Source organism: Deinococcus ficus (genome assembly GCF_003444775.1).
In the GTDB taxonomy this organism is placed as follows: Bacteria; Deinococcota; Deinococci; order Deinococcales; family Deinococcaceae; genus Deinococcus; species Deinococcus ficus.
Genome location: NZ_CP021083.1, coordinates 219850 through 243909 on the forward strand (window position 1 = coordinate 219850; position 24060 = coordinate 243909).

At 67.6% G+C, this 24060-nt stretch carries 22 protein-coding genes; 7 read left to right on the plus strand and 15 right to left on the minus strand.

What is annotated here, in order from left to right:
- Positions 1 to 9 precede the first annotated feature (9 nt).
- From hpaD to DFI_RS17470, 6 genes are all read right to left on the minus strand, one after another.
- Entirely contained in the window at positions 10 to 987 is a 978-nt protein-coding gene (gene hpaD / locus DFI_RS17445; RefSeq protein WP_027462192.1) for a 3,4-dihydroxyphenylacetate 2,3-dioxygenase, read from the minus strand.
- Positions 984 to 2507 (minus strand): 4-hydroxyphenylacetate 3-monooxygenase, oxygenase component, encoded by a 1524-nt coding sequence (hpaB, locus tag DFI_RS17450; protein ID WP_027462193.1) that lies wholly within the window; start codon positions 2505 to 2507, stop codon positions 984 to 986. Before hpaB ends, hpaD begins: the two co-directional genes overlap by 4 nt.
- A gap of 33 nt (positions 2508 to 2540) precedes the next feature.
- Entirely contained in the window at positions 2541 to 3353 is an 813-nt protein-coding gene (locus DFI_RS17455; protein ID WP_027462194.1) for an NAD-dependent epimerase/dehydratase family protein, read from the minus strand.
- Positions 3350 to 4918 (minus strand): 5-carboxymethyl-2-hydroxymuconate semialdehyde dehydrogenase, encoded by a 1569-nt coding sequence (hpaE, locus tag DFI_RS17460; protein WP_027462195.1) that lies wholly within the window; start codon positions 4916 to 4918, stop codon positions 3350 to 3352. The genes DFI_RS17455 and hpaE overlap by 4 nt, the downstream gene beginning before the upstream one ends.
- Positions 4919 to 4939: 21 nt before the next feature.
- Positions 4940 to 5704 carry a hypothetical protein gene (locus DFI_RS17465; protein ID WP_244940406.1) on the minus strand — a complete coding sequence of 255 codons (765 nt, stop codon included), beginning with the start codon at positions 5702 to 5704 and terminating at the stop codon, positions 4940 to 4942.
- 62 nt (positions 5705 to 5766) lie between these two features.
- Entirely contained in the window at positions 5767 to 6567 is an 801-nt protein-coding gene (locus DFI_RS17470; RefSeq protein ID WP_027462197.1) for a fumarylacetoacetate hydrolase family protein, read from the minus strand.
- Between the two features lie 129 nt (positions 6568 to 6696).
- On the opposite strand from DFI_RS17470, the gene DFI_RS17475 reads away from it, so the two are divergent.
- Positions 6697 to 7914, plus strand: a complete 1218-nt coding sequence (locus tag DFI_RS17475; RefSeq protein ID WP_027462198.1) for a PucR family transcriptional regulator — start codon at positions 6697 to 6699, stop codon at positions 7912 to 7914.
- A 73-nt stretch (positions 7915 to 7987) separates the two neighbouring features.
- A complete protein-coding gene (locus tag DFI_RS17480) occupies positions 7988 to 9241 on the plus strand; it encodes a DUF4127 family protein (RefSeq protein WP_027462199.1) in 1254 nt (417 codons plus the stop codon).
- A gap of 48 nt (positions 9242 to 9289) precedes the next feature.
- On the opposite strand, the gene DFI_RS17485 is transcribed toward DFI_RS17480, so the two are convergent.
- The 7 genes from DFI_RS17485 to DFI_RS17515 form a co-directional block, all read right to left on the minus strand.
- Entirely contained in the window at positions 9290 to 10858 is a 1569-nt protein-coding gene (locus tag DFI_RS17485; RefSeq protein ID WP_027462200.1) for a hybrid nucleoside-diphosphate sugar epimerase/sugar transferase, read from the minus strand.
- The gene (locus tag DFI_RS17490; RefSeq protein ID WP_027462201.1) at positions 10855 to 12075 is read right to left on the minus strand and encodes a glycosyltransferase family 4 protein; all 1221 of its coding nucleotides are present in this window, start codon (positions 12073 to 12075) and stop codon (positions 10855 to 10857) included. Before DFI_RS17490 ends, DFI_RS17485 begins: the two co-directional genes overlap by 4 nt.
- Positions 12076 to 13224 (minus strand): non-hydrolyzing UDP-N-acetylglucosamine 2-epimerase, encoded by a 1149-nt coding sequence (wecB, locus tag DFI_RS17495; protein ID WP_027462202.1) that lies wholly within the window; start codon positions 13222 to 13224, stop codon positions 12076 to 12078.
- Positions 13221 to 14324 carry a polysaccharide biosynthesis C-terminal domain-containing protein gene (locus DFI_RS17500; protein WP_027462203.1) on the minus strand — a complete coding sequence of 368 codons (1104 nt, stop codon included), beginning with the start codon at positions 14322 to 14324 and terminating at the stop codon, positions 13221 to 13223. Before DFI_RS17500 ends, wecB begins: the two co-directional genes overlap by 4 nt.
- Complete coding sequence (locus tag DFI_RS17505) at positions 14321 to 15355, minus strand: polysaccharide biosynthesis protein (RefSeq protein WP_043777228.1); 1035 nt, start codon at positions 15353 to 15355, stop codon at positions 14321 to 14323. The genes DFI_RS17500 and DFI_RS17505 overlap by 4 nt, the downstream gene beginning before the upstream one ends.
- A gap of 305 nt (positions 15356 to 15660) precedes the next feature.
- Positions 15661 to 16893, minus strand: coding sequence for an aminotransferase class V-fold PLP-dependent enzyme (locus DFI_RS17510; RefSeq protein ID WP_051307506.1), 1233 nt, complete (start codon positions 16891 to 16893; stop codon positions 15661 to 15663).
- Positions 16890 to 17360, minus strand: a complete 471-nt coding sequence (locus DFI_RS17515; protein ID WP_027462206.1) for an Rrf2 family transcriptional regulator — start codon at positions 17358 to 17360, stop codon at positions 16890 to 16892. The genes DFI_RS17510 and DFI_RS17515 overlap by 4 nt, the downstream gene beginning before the upstream one ends.
- Positions 17361 to 17500: 140 nt before the next feature.
- Between DFI_RS17515 and DFI_RS17520 the strand changes: the two genes are divergently transcribed.
- From DFI_RS17520 to DFI_RS17540, 5 genes are all read left to right on the plus strand, one after another.
- A complete protein-coding gene (locus tag DFI_RS17520) occupies positions 17501 to 17917 on the plus strand; it encodes a group III truncated hemoglobin (RefSeq protein WP_043777230.1) in 417 nt (138 codons plus the stop codon).
- 54 nt (positions 17918 to 17971) lie between these two features.
- Positions 17972 to 19126 (plus strand): radical SAM protein, encoded by a 1155-nt coding sequence (locus tag DFI_RS17525; RefSeq protein ID WP_244940407.1) that lies wholly within the window; start codon positions 17972 to 17974, stop codon positions 19124 to 19126.
- Between the two features lie 305 nt (positions 19127 to 19431).
- A complete protein-coding gene (locus tag DFI_RS17530; RefSeq protein WP_027462209.1) occupies positions 19432 to 20097 on the plus strand; it encodes a ParA family protein in 666 nt (221 codons plus the stop codon).
- Complete coding sequence (locus DFI_RS17535; protein WP_027462210.1) at positions 20094 to 20486, plus strand: hypothetical protein; 393 nt, start codon at positions 20094 to 20096, stop codon at positions 20484 to 20486. Before DFI_RS17530 ends, DFI_RS17535 begins: the two co-directional genes overlap by 4 nt.
- Positions 20487 to 21072: 586 nt before the next feature.
- Entirely contained in the window at positions 21073 to 22530 is a 1458-nt protein-coding gene (locus tag DFI_RS17540; RefSeq protein WP_043777232.1) for a replication initiator protein A, read from the plus strand.
- A 209-nt stretch (positions 22531 to 22739) separates the two neighbouring features.
- Here the strand turns inward: DFI_RS17540 and DFI_RS17545 are convergent, their stop codons facing one another.
- A complete protein-coding gene (locus DFI_RS17545; RefSeq protein WP_043777234.1) occupies positions 22740 to 23489 on the minus strand; it encodes a formate dehydrogenase accessory sulfurtransferase FdhD in 750 nt (249 codons plus the stop codon).
- 44 nt (positions 23490 to 23533) lie between these two features.
- Complete coding sequence (locus DFI_RS17550; RefSeq protein ID WP_051307508.1) at positions 23534 to 24049, minus strand: helical membrane plugin domain-containing protein; 516 nt, start codon at positions 24047 to 24049, stop codon at positions 23534 to 23536.
- Between the last annotated feature and the right edge of the window lie 11 nt (positions 24050 to 24060).

Consider the following 24060-nt stretch of genomic DNA (forward strand, 5'->3'; position numbering starts at 1 on the left):
CGCCCGGCCTCAGATCACGTGAACGGGAATGCCTTCCAGCCTGCCTTTCACGGCCGGCTGCACCCCGCCGGCGAAGGCCTCCATGGGGCTGGCCTCCTCGAACCAGCTGCGCGGCGTCTTGGCGCCCCACAGCGTCTGGCGGCGGGGGTCGTCGCGCAGCCAGCGGATCGGCTCGAAGTCCGGGTCCACGGTGATGTAGTCACTGGTGTACAGCTCGATGCGGTGCCCGTCCGGGTCGCGGACGTACAGGAAAAAGGCGTTGCTGACGCCGTGCCGGCCCGGGCCGCGCTCGATCCGTTCCGGCTGGCGGGCGCCGGCGAGGATGTCGCAGGTGCGGATGATGCTGCCAATGTCCGGCATCCAGTACGCCCAGTGGTGCAGGCACGGGCCCGGGCCGTTCGTGAGCGCGAAGTCGTGCACGCCGCCGCGGCGCTGAATCCACGCCGCCCACCACTGGTCCTGTTCGTCCACGGTGTACTCGCTGAGGCGGAAGCCCAGGTGCTCGGCGTACCAGTCCATGGTGGCCTTCACGTCCGGCACGCGCACGTTGCAGTGGTCCACGCGCTGCAGGCCGCCGCCGCGGTGCAGGTGGTAGTCCTGCAGCAGCCAGGGGTGCGTCTTGACCTGGTGGTAGAACGCCACCGGAATCCCGAAGGGGTCCTGCAGGCGCAGCATGCGGGGCCGATCGAGTTCCTCCTCCCAGCGGTACGGGAGCTGCTGTTCTTCGGCGAGCTGCACCAGGGCGTCCAGGGACTGCTCGTCACGGACGCGGTACCCGAGGTGCCGCACGCGGGGTTCCTCGCCGGAACTGGCCTGCTCGAGTTTCAGGGTCCACTCGCGGTCCTCGACGCCGCGCAGGTACAGCGCGCCGGCGTCCTCGTGCAGGACGTTCATGCCGAGCAGGTTCACATAGAAGTCGCGGCTGGCCTGCAGGTCACTGACCGTGAAGACCGCCTGCGCGATGCGGATGACGTCGGCGGCGCTCACTGCGCCCCGTCCTTGCGGTTCAGGAACGCCTTGATGCGGCCCACGTACTCGCTGCTGTCGTACACCTCGTACAGCGCGCTGTGCATGCGGACCGGGTCGCCGAAGAAGAATTTCTCGTACAGCGACTGCCGGCCGCCGAAGGCACTCATGCTCATGTCCCAGGCGAGACGGAAGAGCTTGAGGCGCTCCTCGGCGGTGGCGTTGCCGGCCTGCAGGAACTTGTCGATCTGCGGCCCGAGCGGGCCCTCGCGGTCGGCCTTGCTGGGCATCATGATGATGCCTGAGGCGCCCAGGTACTGCAGCAGTTCCGGCAACCGGGCGTACACGCCGGGGTAGTAGTTGCGCGCGGCGTCCAGCGGCCCGCGGGCCGGGGTCATCACGCCGTACCGGTTCAGGGTGGCGCCGTCCACGGCCGCGACCTCCAGGGCCTTCATGATCTCCAGCATGATGATGATCTCGGCGATCTTGCTCTGCACGTGCTGGAACCCGCCGGACCCGATGGCGTTCACGATGCTCTGCGCGGTGCCCAGGAACGCCTCGGTCTTGGCGATCTTCAGGTTCACGACCTGGTACGCCATGTGCAGCACGGCGTCCGTGCCGGCGTAGGCCTTGTTCGCGAGGTTCACGTCGTACAGCAGGAACACGCGCTCCCATGGGATCAGCACGTCGTCGAAGATCACGAAGGCGTCCTGCTCGTCGAAGCGGCTGGCGAGCGGGTGGTCCTCGGTGGGGCGGCCCACGTCGATGGGTTCGCGGCACTGGAAGCTCAGGCCCGGGGCGTTACACGGCACCGCGAAGCCCATCGCGTAACGGCTCTTGTCGGCGTTCTCCTTGAGGACGGTACTGGGGAACACCAGCAGTTCATCCGCGATGGGCAGGGTGGCCATCATGCGCGCGCCGCGCAGGACCACGCCTTGGTCGTTCTCCTCCACGATGCCCAGGGCGATGTACGGGTCGGGCATCTCGGACGCCATCTTCGCGCGGTTCACCTGGGGGTTGGTCAGGGCGTGCGTGAGGCACAGGTCGTTGTCGCGCACGAACTCGTAGTACCGGCGCATGTTCCCGGCGAAGTCCACCTTGTGGTCGCCCTCAGGCTGGCACTGCGCGAAGTACTCCGCGCCCATCCCGGCGGCCATCAGGTTGGTGTTCATGTAGTCGGGCGCGCGGCCCAGGAAGCCCAGGCCGTAGTTCGCGCGGACGCGGTGCGACTCGCCGATGCGGCGCAGGTCCTCTTTCGTGCGCGGCACCATGAAGGCCATCCCGTAACGGTGCCCGCCTTCCTCGTACGTGACCTGGTCCCGGGTGGCCGGGTCGAACTGCATGTCGTACAGGCCGGCCAGGCTGGCAGCCATGTTTTTCGTGGCGGGGTGCGTGGTGGGGTCCTGGACCTGCTGCCCGTCGATGAACAGGTTCGGGGGACTCTTGCGCAGGCGGTCCAGGAACTGCTGCCCGGTGATCACGCCCTTGCCTTCACTGTGCATGGGGGAGATGGCGCTGCCTTGGGTGACGTGGGTGGTCATGGGGCCTCCTTGGGGTAGAGCGGGGGGTGGGGGTCAGGGGGTGGGGTCGGCGGCCAGGCCGGTGTAGGCGGGGTCCACGAACACGCCGCCCTGCCGCTGCTCGCTGAGGTCGGCGGGGTCGCCGTGAATGGACTCCAGTTCGGCCGCGTACGTTTCGGCGTCGTCCTGCGGGTCGTACCCGAGCACGTCCCAGCCGTCAGGGCTCATCCAGCGTCGGGCGTTGCCGCTGATGCCGGCCACGATCAGGTACCCGGCGTCCGAGGCGGTGACGGCCTTCCCGAACAGCTGCGCGGCGTCGCGCGGGGAGAGCCAGGTGGACAGGTGCCGGCGGTCTTTCGGGCGATCCTGGAAGGAGCAGATGCGCACGCCCACGAACTCCAGGCCGTGCCGCTCCCAGTACAGGCGGCCCAGCGCTTCGCCGAACACCTTGCTCACGCCGTAGAAGGTGTCCGGGCGGACCGGCACGGCCGGGGAGATCGTCTCGGTGCGGGCGTAGTGGCCGACGGTGTGGATGCTGGACGCGAACGCGACCCGCTTCACGCCAGCGCGCCGGGCCGCTTCGAGGACGTGGTAGGTGCCGTCCATGTTCACGGTCCGGATCTGCTCGTAGGTGTGCTCGTTGGCGATGCCGCCCAGGTGGATCACGGCGTCGACGTCCTGCATCACGGCCTGCACGCTGGCGAGGTCGGTCAGGTCGGCCGGCATGACCTCCTCACCGGGACGCGCCTCCGGCATGTCGCGCACGTCCGTGAGGCACAGCACCGGAAAGCGGCCGCGCAGCTGCTCGCGCAGCGCCGTGCCGATCTCGCCGGCCGCGCCGGTGATCAGCACGCGGTGGGGCTTCACCCCTCCACTTCCTTCGGGGTGACGGCGGGGGGCGCGCCCGCACCGAGTCTGGCGGTCTTGTGCGTGCCGAGCGAGATGGCGATGTTCTTCGTTTCCATGTAGAACTCGAAGCTGTAATCCCCGCCGTCCCGGCCGATGCCGCTGTTCTTCACGCCGCCGAAGGGGGTGGGGAGGTGGCGGACGTTCTCGCTGTTCACCCAGATCATCCCGGCTTCCAGGCCGTGCGCGAAGCGGTGCGCGCGCGTCAGGTCGTTCGTCCAGAGGTACCCGGCGAGGCCGTAGGCGACGTCGTTGGCCAGGCGCAGGGCCTCGGCTTCGTCCTGGAAGGGAATGGCGGTCAGGACCGGGCCGAAGATCTCTTCCTGTGCGATGGCCATGTCGTTGCGGGCGCCCGTGAACAGCGTGGGGCGCACGAAGTTGCCGGTGTCGCCCACGCGCACTCCGCCCTCGGCGATGGTGGCGCCTTCTTCCCTGGCCTTGTCGAAGTACGACATGACCTTCTGGAAGTGCCGGGGGTGGACGAGCGGCCCGACTTCCGTGTCGGGGTCGAGGGGGTCGCCGACGCGGATGTTCGCGGCGCGCGCGGCGATGCGCTTCGTGAACTCGTCGTAGATGCCCTGCTGGATCAGCACGCGGCTGGAACTGGTGCAGCGTTCGCCGTTCAGGCTGTAGATCATGAACACCACGGCGTCCAGGGCCTTGTCGAGGTCGGCGTCGTCGAACACCACGACCGGGTTCTTGCCGCCCAGTTCGAAGTGCACGCGTTTCAGGGTGTCGGCGCCCTGGCGCATGATGTGGCTGCCGGTGGTCGTCTCGCCCACGAACGCCACCGCCTTGATCAGTGGGTGCTCGGTGAGGCTCCTGCCGGCCGTCTCCCCGAAGCCGTGCACGAGGTTGTGCACGCCCTTCGGTAGTCCGGCCTCGTCCATGATCTCGGCGAGCAGGGTGGCGCTCACCGGGCTCCACTCGGCGGGTTTGTGCACCACCGTGCAGCCGGCCGCCAGCGCCGGGGCGATCTTCCAGGTGCTGAGCATGAACGGCGTGTTCCACGGCGTGATCACGCCCACCGGCCCGATCGGCTGGCGGAGGCTGTAGTTCAGAAACCCGGTGGTGGGCAGGCTCTGGCCGTCACCGGCGGCGGGGGCGCGGTCGGCGTAGAAGCGGAAGTTCTCCGCGCCACGCGCCGCGGCGGACTTCATGAAGCGGATCGCCTGCCCGGTGTCCAGGCTTTCGAGCACCGCGATCTCCTGACTGCGTTTCTCGATCAGGTCGGCGATGCGGTGCAGGATCTTGCGGCGTTCGGCGCCGCCCACCTCCCGCCAGGTCTGGAAGGCGTCGTGCGCGGCCTGCGCGGCGCGGTCGATGTCGCCGGCGTCCCCTTCGGCCACCTGCACCAGCAGGCTGTTGTCCACGGGCGAGTGCGCGTCGAAGGTGCGGCCGGCCTGGCCGGCCACCCACTGCCCGCCGATGAAGTGCTTCAGGCCCGGGGCCAGGCGGCTTTCGCGCAGTTGCGCGGCCAGGTCGTGGTTCTGCTGGGTGGCCGTGGATTGGGTCGGGTGGGTCATGGGACTCCTTGTGGTGTGGGGTCAGTCTGTGGCGGGCCGGCTGACGGTGTAGGCCACGAATGGCTCGTACAGGGCGGCCTTCCTGCCTTTGAACACGTCGAGGCGCATGTGGGGGTTGGGCACGAAGTCACCCTGCGCGACCGTATACCTGTAGCCGTCCGTGGTCGTGAATTCGTAGCCCCAGCCGGTTTCCGTGCCGAAATCGATTCGTTGTCCGCCGGTGACGTACACGCCGGGCGTGCCGTCGAAGTTGCGGGTGGCGTACGTGGCCGTCCGGCCGTTGTCCCAGACGATCACGGTGCGTTTTGCAGTCACGCCCAGGAACGCGGCCTGCGGCACGTACCGGCAGCGGTACACGTCCCCGCCGAGCTTGATCTCGTTGACGTGCGTCATGCGGTAGGCGGGGTCCTGCACGTTCTCGACGTTGCTGGTGTGCAGGAACCCTGCCTGGCCCTTGCGGGCGCCGTCCAGCACGGTCAGCGGCCAGTACACGTTTCCGGCACCGGCGTCCGAGGGGCCCCAGCGAACCTGCGCGGCCTGCGGGCTTCCCAGGCCGCGGCGGGTCTTGGGCCACACGGTCAGGCTGGTCACGCCGGACGCCGCACCGGTGCCCGGGATGACGAACGCCCCAAGGGCGACCACGCCCTGCGGCGCGTCGCACCAGGCCTTCAGCGGGGTGGTCGTCGTGCCCACGCGCATGCTGGACTGTTCGACGAATCCCGCGGAGGCGGAGAGGGCGGCGCCCAGGGCGGTCAGGACAAGCATGCCGGTCAGTTGTGTCCTCATGCGCCCAGCCTGCGCGGCCCGCATGAGGGTCTGGCCCCGGTTCCCTGACGGCCTGTGGGGGGTCACCGTCCGTCCCACTCTCCTTCCTTGCTTTCCTTCCCGGTGATGGGTTCGGCGCCCTCGTCTTCCTCGACGATGTCGTTCACGAGTTCCCCGAGGCCCTCGACCTGCAGGCGCATCACGTCGCCGGGGTGCACGTGGCTGATGCCCTTGGGCGTGCCGGTCAGGATCACGTCGTCTTTCTGGAGGGTCATGAAGCGCGAGATGTGCTCGATCAGTTCAGGAATCCCGAAGATCATGTCGCGGGTGCTGCCTTCCTGGCGCAGTTCGCCGTTCACGTACGCGGTGAGCTTCAGGTCGTGGGGGTCCTTGATCTCGTCGGCGGTGACGTAGTACGGCCCGAGCGGCCCGAAGGTGTCCCAGCCCTTGCCGCGCATGGGGGGACGGAAGGTGTTCGTGACGTAGTCGCGGACCACCAGGTCGTTGCCGATGGTGTACCCGCCGACGTAGTCCATGGCGTCTTTGGCCTTCACGCGCCGGGCGTCCCGGCCGATGATCACGCCGAGTTCCACCTCGTAGTGCATGAATTCCGCGCCGCGGGGGTAGATGACGCTGCCCCGGTGCGGGAGCAGGGTGGTGTTCGGTTTCCAGAACAGCGCGGGCTCCTTGGGCTGCGTGAGGCCCAGTTCGCCGGCGTGGTCGTTGAAGTTCAGGGCCAGGGCGATGACCTTGGGCGGGTCCACCGGCAGGCGGAACTGCACGGCTTCGGGATCGTGGGCGACGCCGGCCGCGTCGATGAGCCGGCCGCCTTCGAGGTGGCCCTGCAGGTTGCGGCCCCCGGCAGTGAATCGGGCGTACTTCATGCGGTCTCCTTCGGCTGCGCGGACCTGAAGCCAGGCAGCGGTTGTGGGTTGTGCCCATCCTAGACGGCCCTCGTCTCAGACTTTTGTCGGAATGAACAGGTGAGGCTGCCGATTTTGTAGCATTGCACCATGCCCCGCCTGAATGACGTGCGCCGCGCCCTGAGCCTGGACCCGCAGGAGCCTGACCTCCCGCTGCGGTCCATGAACGAGGCCCTGGCCCGCTGCCCGGAACCGGCTGCGCGGGACGTGGTGCGCGTCGCCGGCGGGCAGGCGGCGCGCGAGGCCCTGGACTGGCCGGGCCTGCCGCTGCTGCTCGAAGCCCTGCGGGACGCCGTGATGAGCGCCCAGCCGGAACAGGCCCTGGTGACGCTCATTCACGCCTGGACGGGAGGCTTCGCGGAGCTGCGGGCCAGCTGGGGGGACCACGTCGCCTCGGCCGGCACGTACTCCCGGCAGGCGGTCACGCACCGACTCGCGCACCGCGAGCGTCAGGTGGGCGCACTCGTGCTGGCCCTGCCGGACCCCTGGGACGCGCTGACGCCGGTGTTCACCGAGTACGCCCTGCTGTCGCGGCTGCAGGCCGCCGCGGCCGGCGCGGCCCGGCGGCGCGTGAAGGAACGGGTGCTCGAATCCCTGCTGTCCGGCCTGGATGACCACGCCGACCTGGGCGGGGAGCCGTTCGCGGTGGCGGTCGCCTCCCTGCCCGAGCGCGTGAGTGCCGGCCCGGCCTCCCTGACGGCGCGTGAGGATGCCCTGGACGTGCTCGCCGCCGTCGGCGAGGGGTACCTCACCGAGCGGCGCCTCAGCGGGTACTCCACCGTGCGGGGCGGCCAGGCGGTGTGGCTGTGGTCCACCCTGAGTCTCAGCGCCGAAGGCCGCGAGTTGCACGAGGCCCTGACCTCCTCCACCGCGCAGGACGTCCGCCTGGGGGTCAGCAGCCGGCACGAGGTGGGCGTGCGCGGCGTGGTGCACGAGGTCCGCTCCGCGTACGCTCAGGCGCGTCAGGCGCTGGCCGCCACCCGGGCCGCGCGCGGGTATACGCCCTTCCACGGCATGGACCCGCTGTTCGCCCTGCTGTCCGAAGGCCGCCTGGAGGTCCTGGCCCGGCAGGTACAGGGACAGCTCGCCGCCCTGGACGACGGCGGCCGCGCCGAGGGCACGCTGCGCGCCTACCTCGCGCACCGGGGCCCGCTCGCCGACCTCGCCGCGCAGCAGGGCATTCACCTGAACACCCTGCGCTACCGGCTGCGCCGCGCCGAGGACACCCTGGGCGGCCGCCTGAGCGACCCTGAACTCCTCGCGCGGCTGTACCTGGCGTTCGAGGCCGCCCCACCGCCCCGGGACTGACGGGCCCCCGGAATGAACAGGGACCCGGCCAGTCATCACCGCATTGCCATGAGGGGCCCGTAGCCTCCCGGGTATGCGTTCCGCTTTCCTGCTGGCCTTCCTGCTGGCGTCCACCGCTCCGGCGCAGACGCTGATCCCGCTGGATTCCCGCCCGGCGAACCGCGTCCTGCCGGCCCTCATCGCCGGCCTACCGGGCGGGCAGCCTCGCGTGCCGGACGCCGACCTGCTAGGCAACGCCACGCAGGGCGCCGACCCGGCCCGGCTGGGCGCCTGGTGGCAGGCCCAGCCGCAGCAGGGGCCCCTGATCGTGGCCCTGGACGCCCTGGCGTACGGGGGCCTCGTGCAGTCGCGCACCAGTCCCCTGAGTGCCGCCGAGGCGCTGGCCCGCCTGGAACCGCTCCGGGACTGGACGGCGCGCACCGGGCAGCCGGTGTACGCCTTCATCGTGCTGCCCCGCCACCCGGACGCCACGAACCGCGAGCGGAACCTCACGGTGGTCCGGGAGATGCTCCGCTGGGCAGCCGAGGGCCGCTTCCGGGAGCTGCACGTCACCTGGGACGACGCCCTGCCCGGCAGCCCCGCGCCCGGCGAGGGGCAGACCCTGGCCGTGGACGCCCCGGCGAACGTGCGGTTCTATCCCGGCGCGGACGAGGTGACCGCCATGCTCGTCGCCCGGGCGCTGGCGCCTGAACCGCGCACGGTCCGTTTCGAGTACAGCGATCCCACCCGGGCGCAGGACGTCATCCGCTACGACGGCGTGCCCCTGACCCGCAGCGCCGCGAACCACGCCGAGGCGAGCGGCTTCACGGTCACGGACGGCCCGGCCGACCTCACCCTGTTTGTGTACAACGGAGGCGACCCACGCCGCGCGGCGCTGCGCGTCAGCGCGCTGGTCCGGCAGGGCCCGGTGGCCGTCGCGGACGTGAACGCCGTGAACCTCGGCAACCTGCGGCTGTGGCGGGACCTGTCCACCCTGCGCCAGGCTGCGAACCTGCGGGCCCTGGCGGCCTGGGGCACGCCCGGCAACAACCTCGGCACCGCGCTCGCGCACGCGAAACTCACCTTCGCCGGCGCCGACCCGATCCGCCAGGACGCCCTGCTCGCCCGCGAATACGCCAACGACGTGATCTACAGCGCCTCCCTGCGCGCCGAGCTGCGCCGGCGCATCCCCGAGAACCGCATGAACACGCCGGAAGCGCAGCAGGCCCTGCTCACCCTCGTGCAGAACGCCTTCCCGCTGCACATGGGCAACTCGTATGTGGTGGAGGACCCCAGGCTGCCCTGGGGCCGGTCCTTCGAATGGGATTTCGACCTGCAACCGCGCTGAATGAAGCCCTCCGGCGTGGGCCGTCGACGGGTGACCCGCCCCGCGGCGCTACTTGGTGCCGGTGCCCTTGAAGATCGAGCCCACCGTCAGCAGGACGATGTTCAGGTCCATCGCCAGGCTGATCCGCCGGAGGTACGCAGTGTCGCGCTCCACCTTCTCCGCGTCGCTGAGGTCGTCCCGCCCGGTCACCTGCGCGTACCCGGTGATGCCGGGGGCCAGCACGTCAGCGCCTGAGGCCTGACGCAGGGTCAGGACCGGGTGCTGCGTCATCAGCGCAGGCCGCGGGCCGACGAAGCTCATCTCACCGCGAATGACGTTGAGCAGCTGCGGGAGTTCGTCCAGGCTGGTCCGTCGCAGGAACCCGCCCGCCCGCGTCACCGTGCTCAGCCCCGACCTGAGCATGTCCTCGGTGGACAGGTGCGGGGTTCCGGCGCGCATGGTGCGGAACTTGTAGATGATGAACGGCTCGTGCCGCCGCCCCGCACGCTCCTGCCGGAACAGCACAGGCCCGGGCGAGTCCAGGCGGATCACGGCCGCGATCAGCAGCAGCAGCGGGCTGAGCAGCACCAGCATCCCAGCTGCCAGAACACGCTCGACGGGTGAGCGGACCAGGAGGTACGCCCGCTGACCAGCCGACAGCCGGACCCGGCCCGCCGCGCCGGGCGCGTGCGCGCCGGTCACGCTGGCCCCGGTGCGAGCCACTGCCTGCCACACCGGGTAGGGCGGCGTCCAGGCTAGGTCACGCCGGGCTTTGTCACTGCTGACCTGCAGCGAGCCCAGCAGGCGGTCGATGACGGCTGTCCGCCCGGTCAGCCTGCCTGCCAGGCGCAGCCAGCCCACCGGAACGGCCGGCAGGTTCGGCGTGCGGCCCTGCGCTTCCGCGAGTCGGCGCGTGAGGTCGGCGGTGGACAGGTCCTCACCGTCTGAGGCCAGGAACACCTGCCCGGCGGCGGCCGGATGCTCGAGGGTGAGCGCGATCAGGTCGGCGAGGTTCTCGACGTAGATCAGGCTGCGCCGGTTGTCGACCGCGCCGAGCGGCAGGGGCCAGCCTTTCCCGGCGGCCCGGGCCAGGGACATGAAATTGGCTTTCACGCCCGGCCCGTACACCAGGGGCGGACGGATGACCACCACGGCCAGCCCGGTCTCCCGGCCGACCTCCAGCAGGGCCTGCTCCGCTTCCCACTTGCTGACGCCGTACGGGTCGGTCGGCTGTGGCCGGTCCTCTTCCGTGAACGGGCGGCGGCTTCCCTCTCCGTTGACCTTGATGGAACTGAGGTAAACCAGCCGCCGGACCCCCGCCTGAGCGGCCGCGCGGGCCAGGGCGACCGGCGCGTCGCGGTTGATCGCGCGGTAGGCGGCCAGCGGATCGGGATGGGTGTCGTTCATCACGTGGACCCTGGCCGCGAGGTACACGACGTGATCGGCCCCGTCCAGCAGCGCCGTCCAGTCCGCACCGGGCTGCGCGAGATCCGGGAGGGTGACGGCCTCGACGCCCGGCGGCAGGTCGGCCGCGCTGCGGGCCGCAGCCCGCACGCGGTACCCGCGCCGGAGCAGATCCCGGCAGACCACCTGGCCGACGAAGCCGCTGGCCCCCACGACGAGCACCGTGCCGTTCACCGAGCACCTCCGGCTTCGGCGAGCAGGGCTTCGAGCTCGGTGAGGAGACGCTCGCGCTCGAAATGGGCTTCGAAGTACGCCCGGCCCCGGCGGCCCATTTCGGCGCGCTCCTCCGGGGGCGTCTCGTGCAGGCGGGTCACCGCGTCTGCCAGGGCGCGGGCGTCCTGCGGCGCGCAGCTCAGCCCGGCGCCGGCTTCCTCCACGATCTGGGCGCCTTCGCCTGCCAGGGAGGCGAGTACCGGCCGGCCGCTCGCAAGGTACGACTGGAGTTTGGCCGGTACCGTGAGGGCAAAGAGCTCATCCCGGGTGAGGGAGACCAGCAGCGCGTCCGCCTGAGCGAAGAAGCGGGGCATCTGCTCGGCCGGGTGGCTGCCCAGGAACGCCACCCGGTCCAGCTGCCGTTCCCGGGCCTGCTGTTCCAGGTTGGCGCGGACGCTGCCGTCACCCACGAAGACCCAGTTGATGTCGCGGTCACGCAGCATCTCCGCGGCGTCCAGCACCGTGGACAGGTCCTGGGCCAGGCCCATGTTCCCGGCGAACATGACCGTGAACCCCGCCTGCACACCCTGCGCACGTGCCCAGTCGAGGTCGGGCGCCAACGGCCGGTAGAAGCCCTCCGCGTACTGGGGGTAGTACGCGATCCGCCGGGCCGGCACGCCCAGGCGCTCGACGCGCGGAATGAACGCGCGGGACGTGACCAGGATCCGGTCGCAGGCCCGGTAGATGCCCCGGACCATCCATTCCACCGCCCGAAGCGCCCAGGGGTGCGTCACGAAGCCCGTCGCGGAGAGGCTTTCCGGCCACAGGTCCTGAATGTAGAACACGATCGGCCGCCGGGTCCTGCGCTTCATGACCATGGCCGGGTACCCGACGGTCATGGGGGACGGCTCGTACACGAAGATCACGTCGTACGCCTCCCGCAGCAGGCGGGGCCCGAGGACGCTGGCCGACACCGCGAACGACAGGTAGTTCAGGAACAGCCGCACACCGCTGCCCTGTCCCCGGGGGAGCAGCGGCACCCTCACCACCCGGATGCCCTCGTACTGCTCCTCCGCCACCCGACGCCCGTCATAGCCGTGCGTGAACTGGCCGGACGGGTAGTTCGGGTGACCGGTGAGGACCGTCACGCGGTGGCCACGGTCATGCAGGCCCGACACCAGGTCGTTGATGCGGAAGTTCTCCGGCCAGAAGTACTGGGTGACGATCAGAACGTGCACTCAGCTGTCCTTGCGCCAGACCACGCGGTTGACGTAATCGGTGTAACTGAGGATCAGGCGGACAACCTTGTCCGACACGTTGGGCATCGAGTAATCGCTCACCAGGCGCAGCAGCCGTTCGTCACCGCGCGGCTGGGACTCGAGAATGGCGAGGCCCTGCATGACGCGCTCCACGTTCAGGCCGGTCAGCATCACCGCCGCTTCCTCCATGCCTTCCGGCCGTTCGTGCGCTTCCCGGATGTTCAGGGCGGGGAAGTTCAGGATGCTGGCCTCCTCGGTGATCGTGCCCGAGTCGGACAGCACCGCGCGGGCGTGCATCTGCAGGTGCACGTAATCGTGGAACCCCAGCGGTTTGAGGAGCTCCACGTTCTCGTGGAAGCGCAGGCCGGCCGCGTCGATGCGTTTTTGCGTGCGCGGATGCGTGGACACGATGACCCGCAACCCGAACGTGGCGGCCACGGTGTTCAGGGTCTGGTGCAGCTTGTGGAGGTTCACGTCCGAATCGACGTTCTCTTCACGGTGCGCGCTGACCACGAAGTACTCGCCGGCCTGCAGGCCGAGCCGGGGCAGGACGTCAGACGCCTCGATCTGCGGGCGGTAGTGGTGCAGCACCTCGAACATCGGGCTGCCGGTCTTGATGACGCGCGCCGGATCGAGCCCTTCGCGCAGCAGGTATTCGCGGGCGATGCTGGAGTAGGTCAGGTTGATGTCGCTGGTGTGGTCCACGATCTTCCGGTTGGTTTCCTCCGGCACCCGCTGATCGAAGCAGCGGTTCCCGGCCTCCATGTGAAAGATCGGAATCTTGCGCCGTTTGGCGTTGATCGCCGCGAGGCAGCTGTTCGTGTCGCCCAGGATCAGCAGGGCGTCAGGGCGTTCCTGCTCCAGCAGGGGATCCATGCGAATCAGGATCTGACCGATGGTCTCTGCCGCGGAAGTGCCGGCGGCCTGCAGGAAGTGGTCCGGCTGGCGCACGCCGAGGTCACGGAAGAACACGCCATTGAGTTCGTAATCGTAATTCTGACCGGTGTGCACGAGCACGTGATCGGTGTGCTCATCCAGGCGTGCGAGCACCCGGGAGAGCCGGATGATCTCCGGCCGGGTGCCCACCACGGTCATCACTTTCAGCCGGCGAACGGAATCGAGGGTCATGCGGTCTCCACGGGTTCAGGGTAGGTGTCCGGGTGTGCCGGGTCGAACAGCTCATGCGTCCAGAACAGGGTGGTCAGGACGCCCGGGCCGACATTGGTGATGCTGTGCGTGTGCAGGGTCGGAATGTCCACGTACGCGGGCACCTCGCCGCTGACGCGGAAGCGCTGCACTTCGGTCCCGGTCACGTGACGGAGCCGGATTTCCGCTTCGCCGCCCGTCACCAGGAACCGTTCGATCTTGCGGGTGTGGTAGTGGTTTCCGCGCGTGACCCCGGGATGCGTGGTGGACATAAAACTCTGCCCGCCGTTGTGGCTTTTCACCGCCTCGAACAGACTGCCCCGGTCGTCGGTGTGAAGGGTCAGGGGCACGGGGTAACGCTGCGGGTAGAGGTAGGCGCGGTAGGTGTTGAACAGGTCCCGGTCGAACTCCGCGCGCACGTCGGGAATGACGTGCACGTCGTACAGCCGCTGGAAGTCCCTGAGGCGCCCGAGCAGGTCACCGACGCTGAGCCGGGTCCCCTCCACACGCACGTCACCTGTCTCGCGGCCGATCAGCGCGTGAACGTGACGGGCCACCTGCTGCGCGTGAACCTGCTCGACCATCGCCTCCGCATTGGCCGTCGGCGTCTCCCCACGGGCGAGTTGGGAGCAGAACGTGGAGACCACCGAGTTGTAAAAGGGCCGTCCGCCCTCACCGAACACGCCGGGGAGGATGACGTTCGTGAACGCCCCTCCGCTGCGCTGCGCCCAGTCCCGCAGCACCTGCGCCGCCTGGCGTTTGGACGCCCCGTAGGCCGAGTCGCGGTCGATGTGGGTCGACGACGAGAACAACACGTGCGGCGCCGCCTTCGCCGCTTCCAGGGCGGTCACGAGGTCCTCGCACAGGCGGACGTTGGTGCGGGCGAGTTCCGCGTCGTCGCCGCGGTTCATTCCCGCCAGGTGGACGATGGCGTCGCAGCCGTCCACAAACTCCCGCAGGGCGGCCTGGTCGGCGTAGATCTCCCGCCCGCCTGCACGGACTTCCACGCCCGGCTGACCGTGGAGGTACGCGTGAAGGTGCGTGCCGAGCAGGCCGCGCGCCCCCGTGATCCCGATCCTCATTGACGAGCGCTCTGGAACGCGGTGAGTTCCCGCTCGAACGCCGGCAGGGACCGCAGCAGGGCCTCAATCTGCGGCACGCTGAGGCGCTCGGTGTTGTGAGAGGTGTAGTCGTCGATCAGGGCTTCCTGCGGCTCGCCTTCCGTGAAGTACTTGGCGTAGTTCAGGTCGCGGTCATCCATCACGATCCGCAGGTAATCGCCCATGTCCTCGGCGTTCACCAGTTCGCCGGACGTGGCCAGCGTCTCGTAGAGCTTCTCGGCGTGCCGCGTGCCGATGACCTCCAGGGGCGTGTCCGTTCCGAACAGATTCTGAATGGCCTGCGCGAGGTCACCGACGGTGCTCGCCGGGGCTTTGCGCACGAAAATGTCCCCCTGCCGCGCATGCTCGAACGCGAACAGCACCAGGTCGATCGCGCTGCGCAGCGACAGCAGGAAGCGGGTCATGTGGGGATCGGTGATGGTCAGCGGCCGCCCGGACTTGATCTGCTCGACGAACAGGGGAATCACCGATCCGCGGGAGTACATCACGTTCCCGTACCGCACCGTGGAAATTACCGTCTCATGGTCGCCCAGGCGGCGCGCCGCGGCCGTGGCCACCTTCTCCATCAGCCCTTTGGTCATGCCCATCGCGTTGACCGGGAACACGGCCTTGTCGGTGCTGAGGCACACCACCGACCCGACCCGGTGCGCGATGGCCGACTCGACGACGTTGTGGCTTCCGACGACGTTGGTCATCAGGGCCTGCATCGGGAAGAACTCGCAGGACGGGACCTGCTTGAGCGCCGCGGCGTGAAACACGAGGTCCACGCCTTCCATGGCCTGGTCGACACTCTGCCGGTCCCGGATGTCCCCGATGTGGAACTTGACCTTCTGGTTTTTCATCCGCACGCGCATCTGCTCCTGCTTGAGCTCGTCGCGGCTGAACACCCGGACTTCACCGACGTCGGTGTCCTTGATCAATTGAAGAAGCTCATTGCCGAAGGAGCCGGTTCCCCCAGTAATGAGCACAGTTTTATCTGCCAGTGTAGTCATTATTTTTCTCCTGAACGCTGATGAGGGGAAACTCCTGGTGTTAATTCTCTGTAAACTCGCTACAGATTAGCCGTACTGATCCGAATAGCTTATAGTCTTACGTTATCTTGATTTCCTATATTATAAGAGTGAATTCTCCCATCCTAAAGAATAATCTGAAGGTATCTGAGCCGGTCCATCTAATTTCTAATTTTATATGCACTATTTAAGAGATTATCTGATCCTCCTGCCGGCAATTTCCTCATTTAAACCGATTGTAAGTACTAACTGGAGAGATGACAAGCACCAAAAACATCCCTCCGTATTCACCGGAAGAATTCTGCCGTTTCTGCCATAGCCCCTGCCAGGGCGTCCACGTCGTCCAGGGTGTTGTAGATGTAGAAGCTGGCGCGGGCGGTGCTGGCGCAGCCCAGGGCCCGGATGAGCGGCTGGGCGCAGTGATGCCCGGCGCGCACGCAGATGTTGGCCTCGTCGAGGAAGCCGGCGACGTCGTGGGCATGGGCTCCGCGCACGTTGAAGCTGATCACGCCGCCCCGCGCGGTGGGCGGGCCGTACAGGTCCAGGCCCTCGATCTGGTTCAGGCGGTCCAGCGCGGCGTGCAGCAGTGTCTGCTCGTGCGCCTCCACGCGGTCCATGCCCAGGTCGGTGAGGTACGCCATCGCCGCGCCGAAGCCCACCACCTCGGCAATGGCGGGCGTGCCGGCCTCGAAGCGGTTGGGCGCCGGGGCGTAGGTGCTGCGGTCGGGGTAGACCTCCCGAATCATGTCGCCGCCACCCATGTAGGGCGGCAGCGCGTTCAGGGTGTCGGGCCGGGCGATCAGGGCGCCCACGCCGCTCGGCCCGAGCATCTTGTGGCTGCTCAGGACGTAGTAGTCGGCGTTCAGGGCGCTGAGGTCCAGCGGGAGGTGCGGGGCGGCCTGCGCGCCGTCCAGCAGGATCGGCAGGCCCCGGTCGTGGGCCAGGCGGACCAGTTCGGCGGCCGGATGGACGGTCCCCAGCACGTTGCTGACGTGCTGGAGCGCGACGAACTTCACGGCCGGGTTGCGGAGTTTCGCGGCGTAGTCGTCCAGGTCCAGACGGCCGTCGGGGGTGGCCCGCACGTACTCCACGCGGGCGCCGCGCAGTCCGGTGACCAGGTGCCACGGCACGAGGTTGGCGTGGTGTTCCATCTCGCTGACCAGCACGACGTCCCCGGCGTTCAGGTGCGCCTGGCCCCAGCTGTGGGCGACGAGGTTGACGGCCTCGGTGGCGTTGCGCGTGAAGATCACGCCGTCCGGGCTGGGCGCGCGGAAGAAGCGCGCCGCGTCGGCCCGGACGCTCTCGAAGCGGTCGGTGGCGTGGGCGGAGAGGCGGTAGGCGCCGCGGTGGATGTTGGCGTAATCGCGGCTGTAAAAGTCGCTGATCGCCTGGATGACCGCGCGGGGCTTCTGGGTGCTGGCGGCCGAATCGAGAAAAACGAGCTCGGGATGATGGTCGAAGATCGGGAAGTCGGCCTTGACGTTCAGCAAGGCCGGCGCGGCGGGGGCAGTGGGGGTCATGGGGTGGGGGCCTCGGGGTCGGTGGAGGGGCTCAGGGTGGGGAGGTTCAGGGCGCCGAGGGGATCGGGGCCCATGGTCGGGTCGATCAGTTCGTGCAACTTGCGTTCGCCGAGGGTGCGTTCGATCTGCGCGTAGGTGGCGTCAAGGTGGGCGTGCAGGGGACACAGGGCGTGCTCGTGCGCGGGCCGGCCCAGCGGGCAGTGGAGGATGCGCGGGATGGGATCCACCGCGTTCACGATGTCGAGGATGCTGGTCTGCTGGGGGGGGTGGCTGAGGCGGTAGCCGCCGCGTTTGCCGCGCACGGCGGTCACGACGCCGCCCCGCGCGAGTTGCCCCATCACCTTGAACAGGTAATCGGTGGGAATCTGGGTCTGCCGGGACAGCTCAGCGGCGGTCAGCGCCTCGTCAGGCCGCGCGGCGAGGGTGACGGCGGCGCGCAGGGCGTACTCGGCAGTTTGGGAGAACATGGTTTCACCTCAGGTGGCCGCGGATGCCCGGGTGGTCCGGGGCCGCCGCCTTGACATGCACGTTATAGGTGACCTAGCCTGTCAACGTCAATTTACTGGATAATAATGTCCAGTTAAAGCCCAGTGACGTCAGGAGTGCCATGACTGCCCCCATTCCCCTGCTCGGCCACGACCAGACGCTTTTCGACCGCGTCGGGGAGGACCGTCTGCGCCGGCTGCTCTGGACCTTCTACGGCCGCGTCATGACCGACGACCTTCTCAGTCCGGTGTTTCAGGCCCGCGTCGGGCCGTACCCGGGCGGCGGCTGGCCCGTCCACATTGCCCGGCTGGAAGGCTTCTGGCGTGCGGTCATGCACGGACCCAGTGCCTACCGCGGCCAGCCCGGCCCCGCCCACATGAAGCTCGGCCTCGGCCCGGAGCACTTCGACCGGTGGCTCGCCTTCTGGCAGGGCACCCTGCCGGACATCCTGGAACCCGCCGAGGCCGAGGAGATGTACGCCCTGGCCAGCCGGATGAGGCCCAACCTCGAGCGGTTCGCCCTCGCTCCCACCGAGTAGCGACGCTCGTGGCCCCACCGGGCCACACGAACACCTCTCTACACTAGGTGACCCATGACCGCTGCACCCGGATCCGCCGCCCAGCCGTACCGACTCCAGGTGCGACCGGATTCCTTCACACTCAGCCGCGGCGCAGATCTGGTGCTCAGCTTCGAACTGGACGGCCGGCCACTGACCTGGTTCAGTGGGGGCACCCTGCACAAGCGCTCTCTCGCCTCGCAGGTCCTGGCCCGCAGACGCGTGAATGGCAGCCGTGAACGCTGGACTCTGACGCCCGAGCAGGCCCTTGAGCAGTTCGCCCAGGTAAAGGCATGGGTTGATGAGGCGCGCGAACAGGACCTGTTGCTGCGCTCCTCTCCCCTGCTCACCCGGGCAGCGGAGTGGTCGCCGCGTCGCCTTCTGGACGAGCAGGCGCGCTTCTCGCTGGCCTACTCCCCCATCAGCATCCTTCCGCCGGACCAGTACTACTCGGTGGTCGTTCAGGTCACCCGGGGCTGCTCATGGAACCAGTGCACCTTCTGCACGTTCTACCGGGACCGGCCCTTCACCACCCTCCCGCCGACGGAGTTTCAGGCTCACCTGGAGCAGGTGGGCGCGCTTCTCGGAGGATCGCTGGCGCTTCGGCGCTCCATCTTCCTCGCGGACGGCAACGCCCTCATGGTGTCCAATGCCCGCCTCCTTCCGGCCCTCGCTTCGGTGCGTGCCGCCTTCCCGGGCCGGCCGGTGAGCGGCTTCGTGGATGTCTTCACCGGGCAGCGCAAGAGCGCAGAGGACTGGCGTGCGTTGCGGGATGCCGGGCTGAAGCGGGTGTACGTGGGGCTGGAAACGGGGCACGATCCCCTGCTCGCCTGGGTGAACAAGCCCGGTGGACGCGAAGCCTCCCGGCAGTTTGTTTCTCAGCTCAAAGAAGCCGGGCTGGAGGTGGGTGTCATCGTGATGACGGGTCTGGGTGGCCTGACTTACGCAGCCGGACACGTCGCCGATACCAGTGCCCTCCTTGAGCAGTTGCCCCTGTCGTCCGGCGACCTCGTGTACCTCTCCCCTTTCGTCGAGCATGGGCCGTACGTGAACCGGGCCACGGAAGACGACGTCGCTCCCCTCCCGGAAGAGGAGCGGCTGACGCAGGAGCTGCATTTTCGTTCGCTGCTGAGTGCGGTGCATCCGGGTGTACGGGTGGCGCGGTACGACATCCGCGAGTTCATCTATTGAACGTATCGTGTTAATTTGTGTACAAAGTTGTACACAAATTAACACATGAGTATACGTGTGTGTTTGTTCGCCATACGGTCCATAGGCGACGTAACGAGGTGGCCCCGTGAGGAACGGCCACCGCCTTTGAAGTGACAGCCTCACATCTGCGGCCTGCCTCCCATCACCGCAGTGAAACCAGCTCGAACAGTTCAGGAGAAGCCGCGAGTCTGATCACACACATGTACACAAACGTACGTAATTGTGTACATGTGTATTTGTGTGTAAATTTGTTTTTTGATTCACGTACACGCTAGAGTGTTTACATGTCAGATTCAGATGCTCCGGGAGGTCGTGTGGGTCCGTTGGTGGTGGCAGTTGCAGGGCTGAAAGGGGGCATCGCCAAGACCACCACCTGCATTCATCTCGCCGGCGTGCTCGCTGACGCGGGTCAGAAGGTTCTGCTGGCTGACGGGGACCGCATTCGGACCAGCACCTCCTGGGCCCGCTCTGGACTGCTGCCGTTCACGGTGGCGCCCGTCTCCTCGCTCGCACGGGCCAGGGACTACGACGTCGTGATCCTCGACACCGAGGGTGGGCCGGACAACACCGAACTTCTGGAATTTGCCCGCACTGCAGATCTGACGCTGCTGCCGACAACGCCCGACATCAACGGGCTCGACGGCGCGGTTCAGACGGCCGAGATCCTGCGGACCGGTGGGGTGACGACAGACAAGTTCGTCTGCCTGCTCACCATGATCCGGCCCAAGGGGATGAAGGAGATCCTCGCCAGAAAAGCATTACAGGACCAGGGCATCACGGTGATGACCTCCGCAGTGCGACTGAGTGAAGCCTTCCGGGACGCCGCGAACAGTGCCGTGCTGGTGCGGGACCTGAAAACCGACATCGCCCAGAAATGCTGGAAGGACTACGAGGCGGTCACCACTGAACTGATTCACCGCCTCAGCCAGGGCCCGGAGGCGAGCGCATGAGCGATCTCCTTAAAGGGCTGGCCCAGCTGAAGCAGGTCCGGCAAACCGAGCAGAACGAGCCGACGCCAGTCAAGAGTCACCCGGCATCCGCTCCTGAACGCCGGCCGGGCGCCGGGACGGAGGTCGACCAGACGCCACAGGCCGGAATGGCCGGAAAACCCGGTCCCGGCAGGGGAGAGGAGAAGACCCTGGCCGGCCGGGTTCCCCTGGCGCTCCACCGCGAACTTGCGAAACTCATCCTCGAAGCTGCGGATGACATGGGCATGCGGCGGATCTACATCGATGAGGCGCTGGAGGCGGCTGTACGCATCGTGATCGGCGACCAGGCCATCCAGGAGCGCTGGAAGGCCGAAGTGCAGCAGGTTCGCATGGAGAAAGCCGGTTCCTGATTGACTCCCCGAGGCCCCCCTACCGATTTACTCGGCATGTTGGATGTACGTTGGACGGATGCCGCGACCGGCGATGCGGCCACCACGGTAAAAAATCGAGAAGGCGAGATGCCGAGTAAGACGGGTCCGGATGCTCTCTCCGACCCGTCTTACTCGGCATCTTTCGCAGGGTTATCCACAACACCTCCCGTCTTACTCGGCAGGTCCTTCTCGCAGCCCTGCCGTCTTACTCGGCATCTTTTCCCGATTTACTCGGCAGGTCAGCGAGAAGCGTCCACAACCTGAGCCCCGACTTACTCGGCATCTTTCACCCTTGACGACCCGATTTACTCGGCAGAACTCCCGTTTTACTCGGAATGTTGGAGGCACTTATCCACAAAAAAAGCCCGATTTACTCGGAATGGTGTTCCGAAAATTGCCGTCCTAGACGCCATCGGCCGCGCGCCGCTTGTTGTTGTTGATCAATCATTCTTTTCTTTTTTTAAACAACATCCAAGAAGACCAACAATCAACGTCACATCAATCCACCCTGCGTTTCCGCATGCGTGTTCGCTATAGTTGCCGTACGACAGCGGGAGGATATTGAGTGGCACGCACGCGGAAATCGGCCGTTCGGCCCAGACAGCCAGGAGAGATCGAACGGTTCGATGAGGCGAACTCTGCCCGCCTGGGGCTGATCTGTGTGCAGGAACGGATTCCCGCCGACTACACCCGATGGGACCTTGAACTGATGGTTGAAGGCCGCGTCGCCAGGCTCACCTGCATCTCGCCCGGCGAATATGGCGGCGTCCCCCACGGCCTGGACGGCGATTTCGCCACTGCCCTGAACATGATCTACCTGGAGCAGGGGGCGCCCGACAGCGGCGAGGTGGTCATCACCGCTTACCAGCTGCTGCAAAAAGCAGGGTTCACCGACTCCGGGCAGTACTACCAGGCCCTTCAGGACTCGCTGGACCGGCTGAAGGGGGCCACCTACACCGCCAGCGAATCCTGGCGCGACAAGCGTCATGAGCGCTGGACCACTGTAAAATTCAACATCATCGAACAGATCGACGCCGACACCCAGGACGGCACCGCCTACGGGCACGGCACTCTCCTGAAAATCCGTCTGGCACGGCCGGTGGTGCAGAGCCTGCGGGAGCAGTACCTCAAGCCCCTGGACATGACGTTCGTGCTCAGCCTGAGCCGTTCCCTGACCCGCAGCCTGTACCGCATGCTCGACGCCCGGAGGTATGATCCGGTGAATCTGGCCGAGCCCGCTGAAGTCCTGCGAATTTCCCTGCAGCAGTGGGCGCGCGAGTGCAAGCTCCTGGAAACGGTCCCGGCACGCATCAAACGCAACCTCGAAAGTGCGCACGCGGAGCTCATTGAGCGCGGTTACCTGAGGTCCGTCAGCTATGAGGGGACCCGCGCGGCCACCGTCATCGTGTACGAATTCGGCGACCTGCCGGCCAGCCTGCCCGCTCCGGAACCGAGCCTGCAGGTGATTCCGGACGCCCCGGTCGTGGACGCCCTGCGCCGTCACGGCGTGGTGGTCCCTGTGGCGCGCAAACTCGTCACCCAGTTCGGGGAAAACCATGTCACGGTCCGGCTTGAGCAGTTTGAGGCGATTCTCGCTGGGGGGTACCAGCCGCAACGGCCTTCGGCCTTCCTGGTGGACGTCATCAAGGATCAGAGCGGGAAGTACGCTTCAGGGCAGACGGTGCTGCCGCCGGCGCCCAAGCCTGCGCGCCCGGCGGCCAAACCCAAGCGTCTGCCGCAGCCGGACCTCGCGATGGAGGCCGAAGCGGATCAGATCAACGATCAGCTCACCCGTGAATTCCGTGCCTTGCCCCTGACCGAGCAGGCGGCCCGGGCGGTGACCCAGGTGCGCATGTTCGTGGGCCGTGAACTGCGTGACTCTCACTTGAAATCGCTGCTTGCGGCCATGCTGGCCGGTGACGTGGATCCGCTGACGGTGCGGGACGAGGTGACCCGGGCGGCCTGCAATCTGCAACTGCCGGAATTTGCCGAGGCGCTCCGGGCGGCTTACTCGGACGGCTAAGCGCGGCCCGCTTCACCCGATTTACTCGGCATGTTGCTCTGGAGCGCGCGGGAATCGTCCTGAACGCGGCATTGCTGCGGGATTGCCGCGTTCGGTGACGGTCCACACGACAAAGCATGCCGGCTGACCGGACATGCCAAGTAAATCGGGAGTGCCCCGAGACGTTTATGCCGAAGGGGGCAAAACCGCAGACGAGCCGGCTGGGTCCTTCAGGGTTCAATCCGGTCTGCTCCGGCGTACACCTTCAGGCTGTTCGGCTTCAGGAAGCCCACCAAGGCCATTCCGAAGTGAACTGCGGTCTCGACTGCCAGAGAGGTGGGTGCCCCCACGCTCACGAGCGTCTGAGCGCCCGCGATGACCGCCTTCTGAATGATTTCGAAGCCAGCACGACTTGTCACGACGAGAACATGGTCACCGAAGGGCAGCTGGTCACTGGCCCAGGCCCAGCCGATCAACTTGTCCAGGGCATTGTGTCGCCCCACGTCCTCAAAAGCGGCCAGGAGCCTCCCCTGACGGCTCACCAGACCGGCGGCATGAACGCCGCCCGTGGCGCGGTAGACCGGTTGAGCCTGCTCCAGCAGGGCCGGCAGGCTGCATAGCCAGCGGGCGCTGAGTGGCCCGGCTTGCACGTGTATCGGAGGCGCCGTCAGGGTCAGGCGTTCCACGCTGCCTGCCCCGCAGACCCCGCAGGCACTCGCCGTGAAGCCCGCCCGGGCCAGCGCGAGCAACTCCTCCACCGCCGCGCTGCGCAGCACCACGACGTTCGGCGTGGCCGGGTCCACCACCATCTCCAGGTCGCCCAGCGGCCTGAAGCCTTCGCTGTGCAGCCACCCGCGCACCAGCTCCTGGTCGTGCCCCGGGGTGCGCATGGTGATCAGAAGCGGCTGCTCGCCCTCCTCGGTCTGGATCCGGACCTCCAGGGGTTCCTCGGTGGCCACCAGGTCGGTCTCTTCATGCAACCGGCCGTCACGCAGAGCGACGGCCCGGGCCGGTTCGGTCGGATTCAGCGGCCATCCTCCCCGGTGGTGCGGCGGGTGGCGGCGGGCGCGTGCTGCCGCTCGTCCGCAAGCCGCAGGGTGTGCCCGAAACCCTTCAGGATGCCGACCATTGCGCTGAGGGCCACCTGCACATCCGGGTCCTTCAGGAGGCCCAGCAGTTCACTCAGACCGACCCGTTCCTCCCGCGCCACGCGGGCCGCGCCCTCGTTCAGGCCGTTGGTGAGCGCGCGGCCGAGGGTGGCGGTATTCTCCGGGTCGAGGTCGCTCAGCATCCGCGCGGTCTCCAGCAGGTTGCGGATCAGCAGCGTGGAGGTGCCGCGTTCCAGCAGGGCGAGCGCCTCGCCGCTGAGCCCCTGGCCGCCCCGCACGACCTTGGAGGCCGCCTCGAGCAGGCCGTGCCGGTGCAGCACGGTCAGCAGCTCCATGCCAGCCTGCAGGGCGTCAGCGTGGTCGCGCTGCGCGGCAGCCGCGATTTCTTCCGAGGTGGAAGGGCGGGGGGTGTACTTCAGGGATTCAGCCATCTCAGGCACCT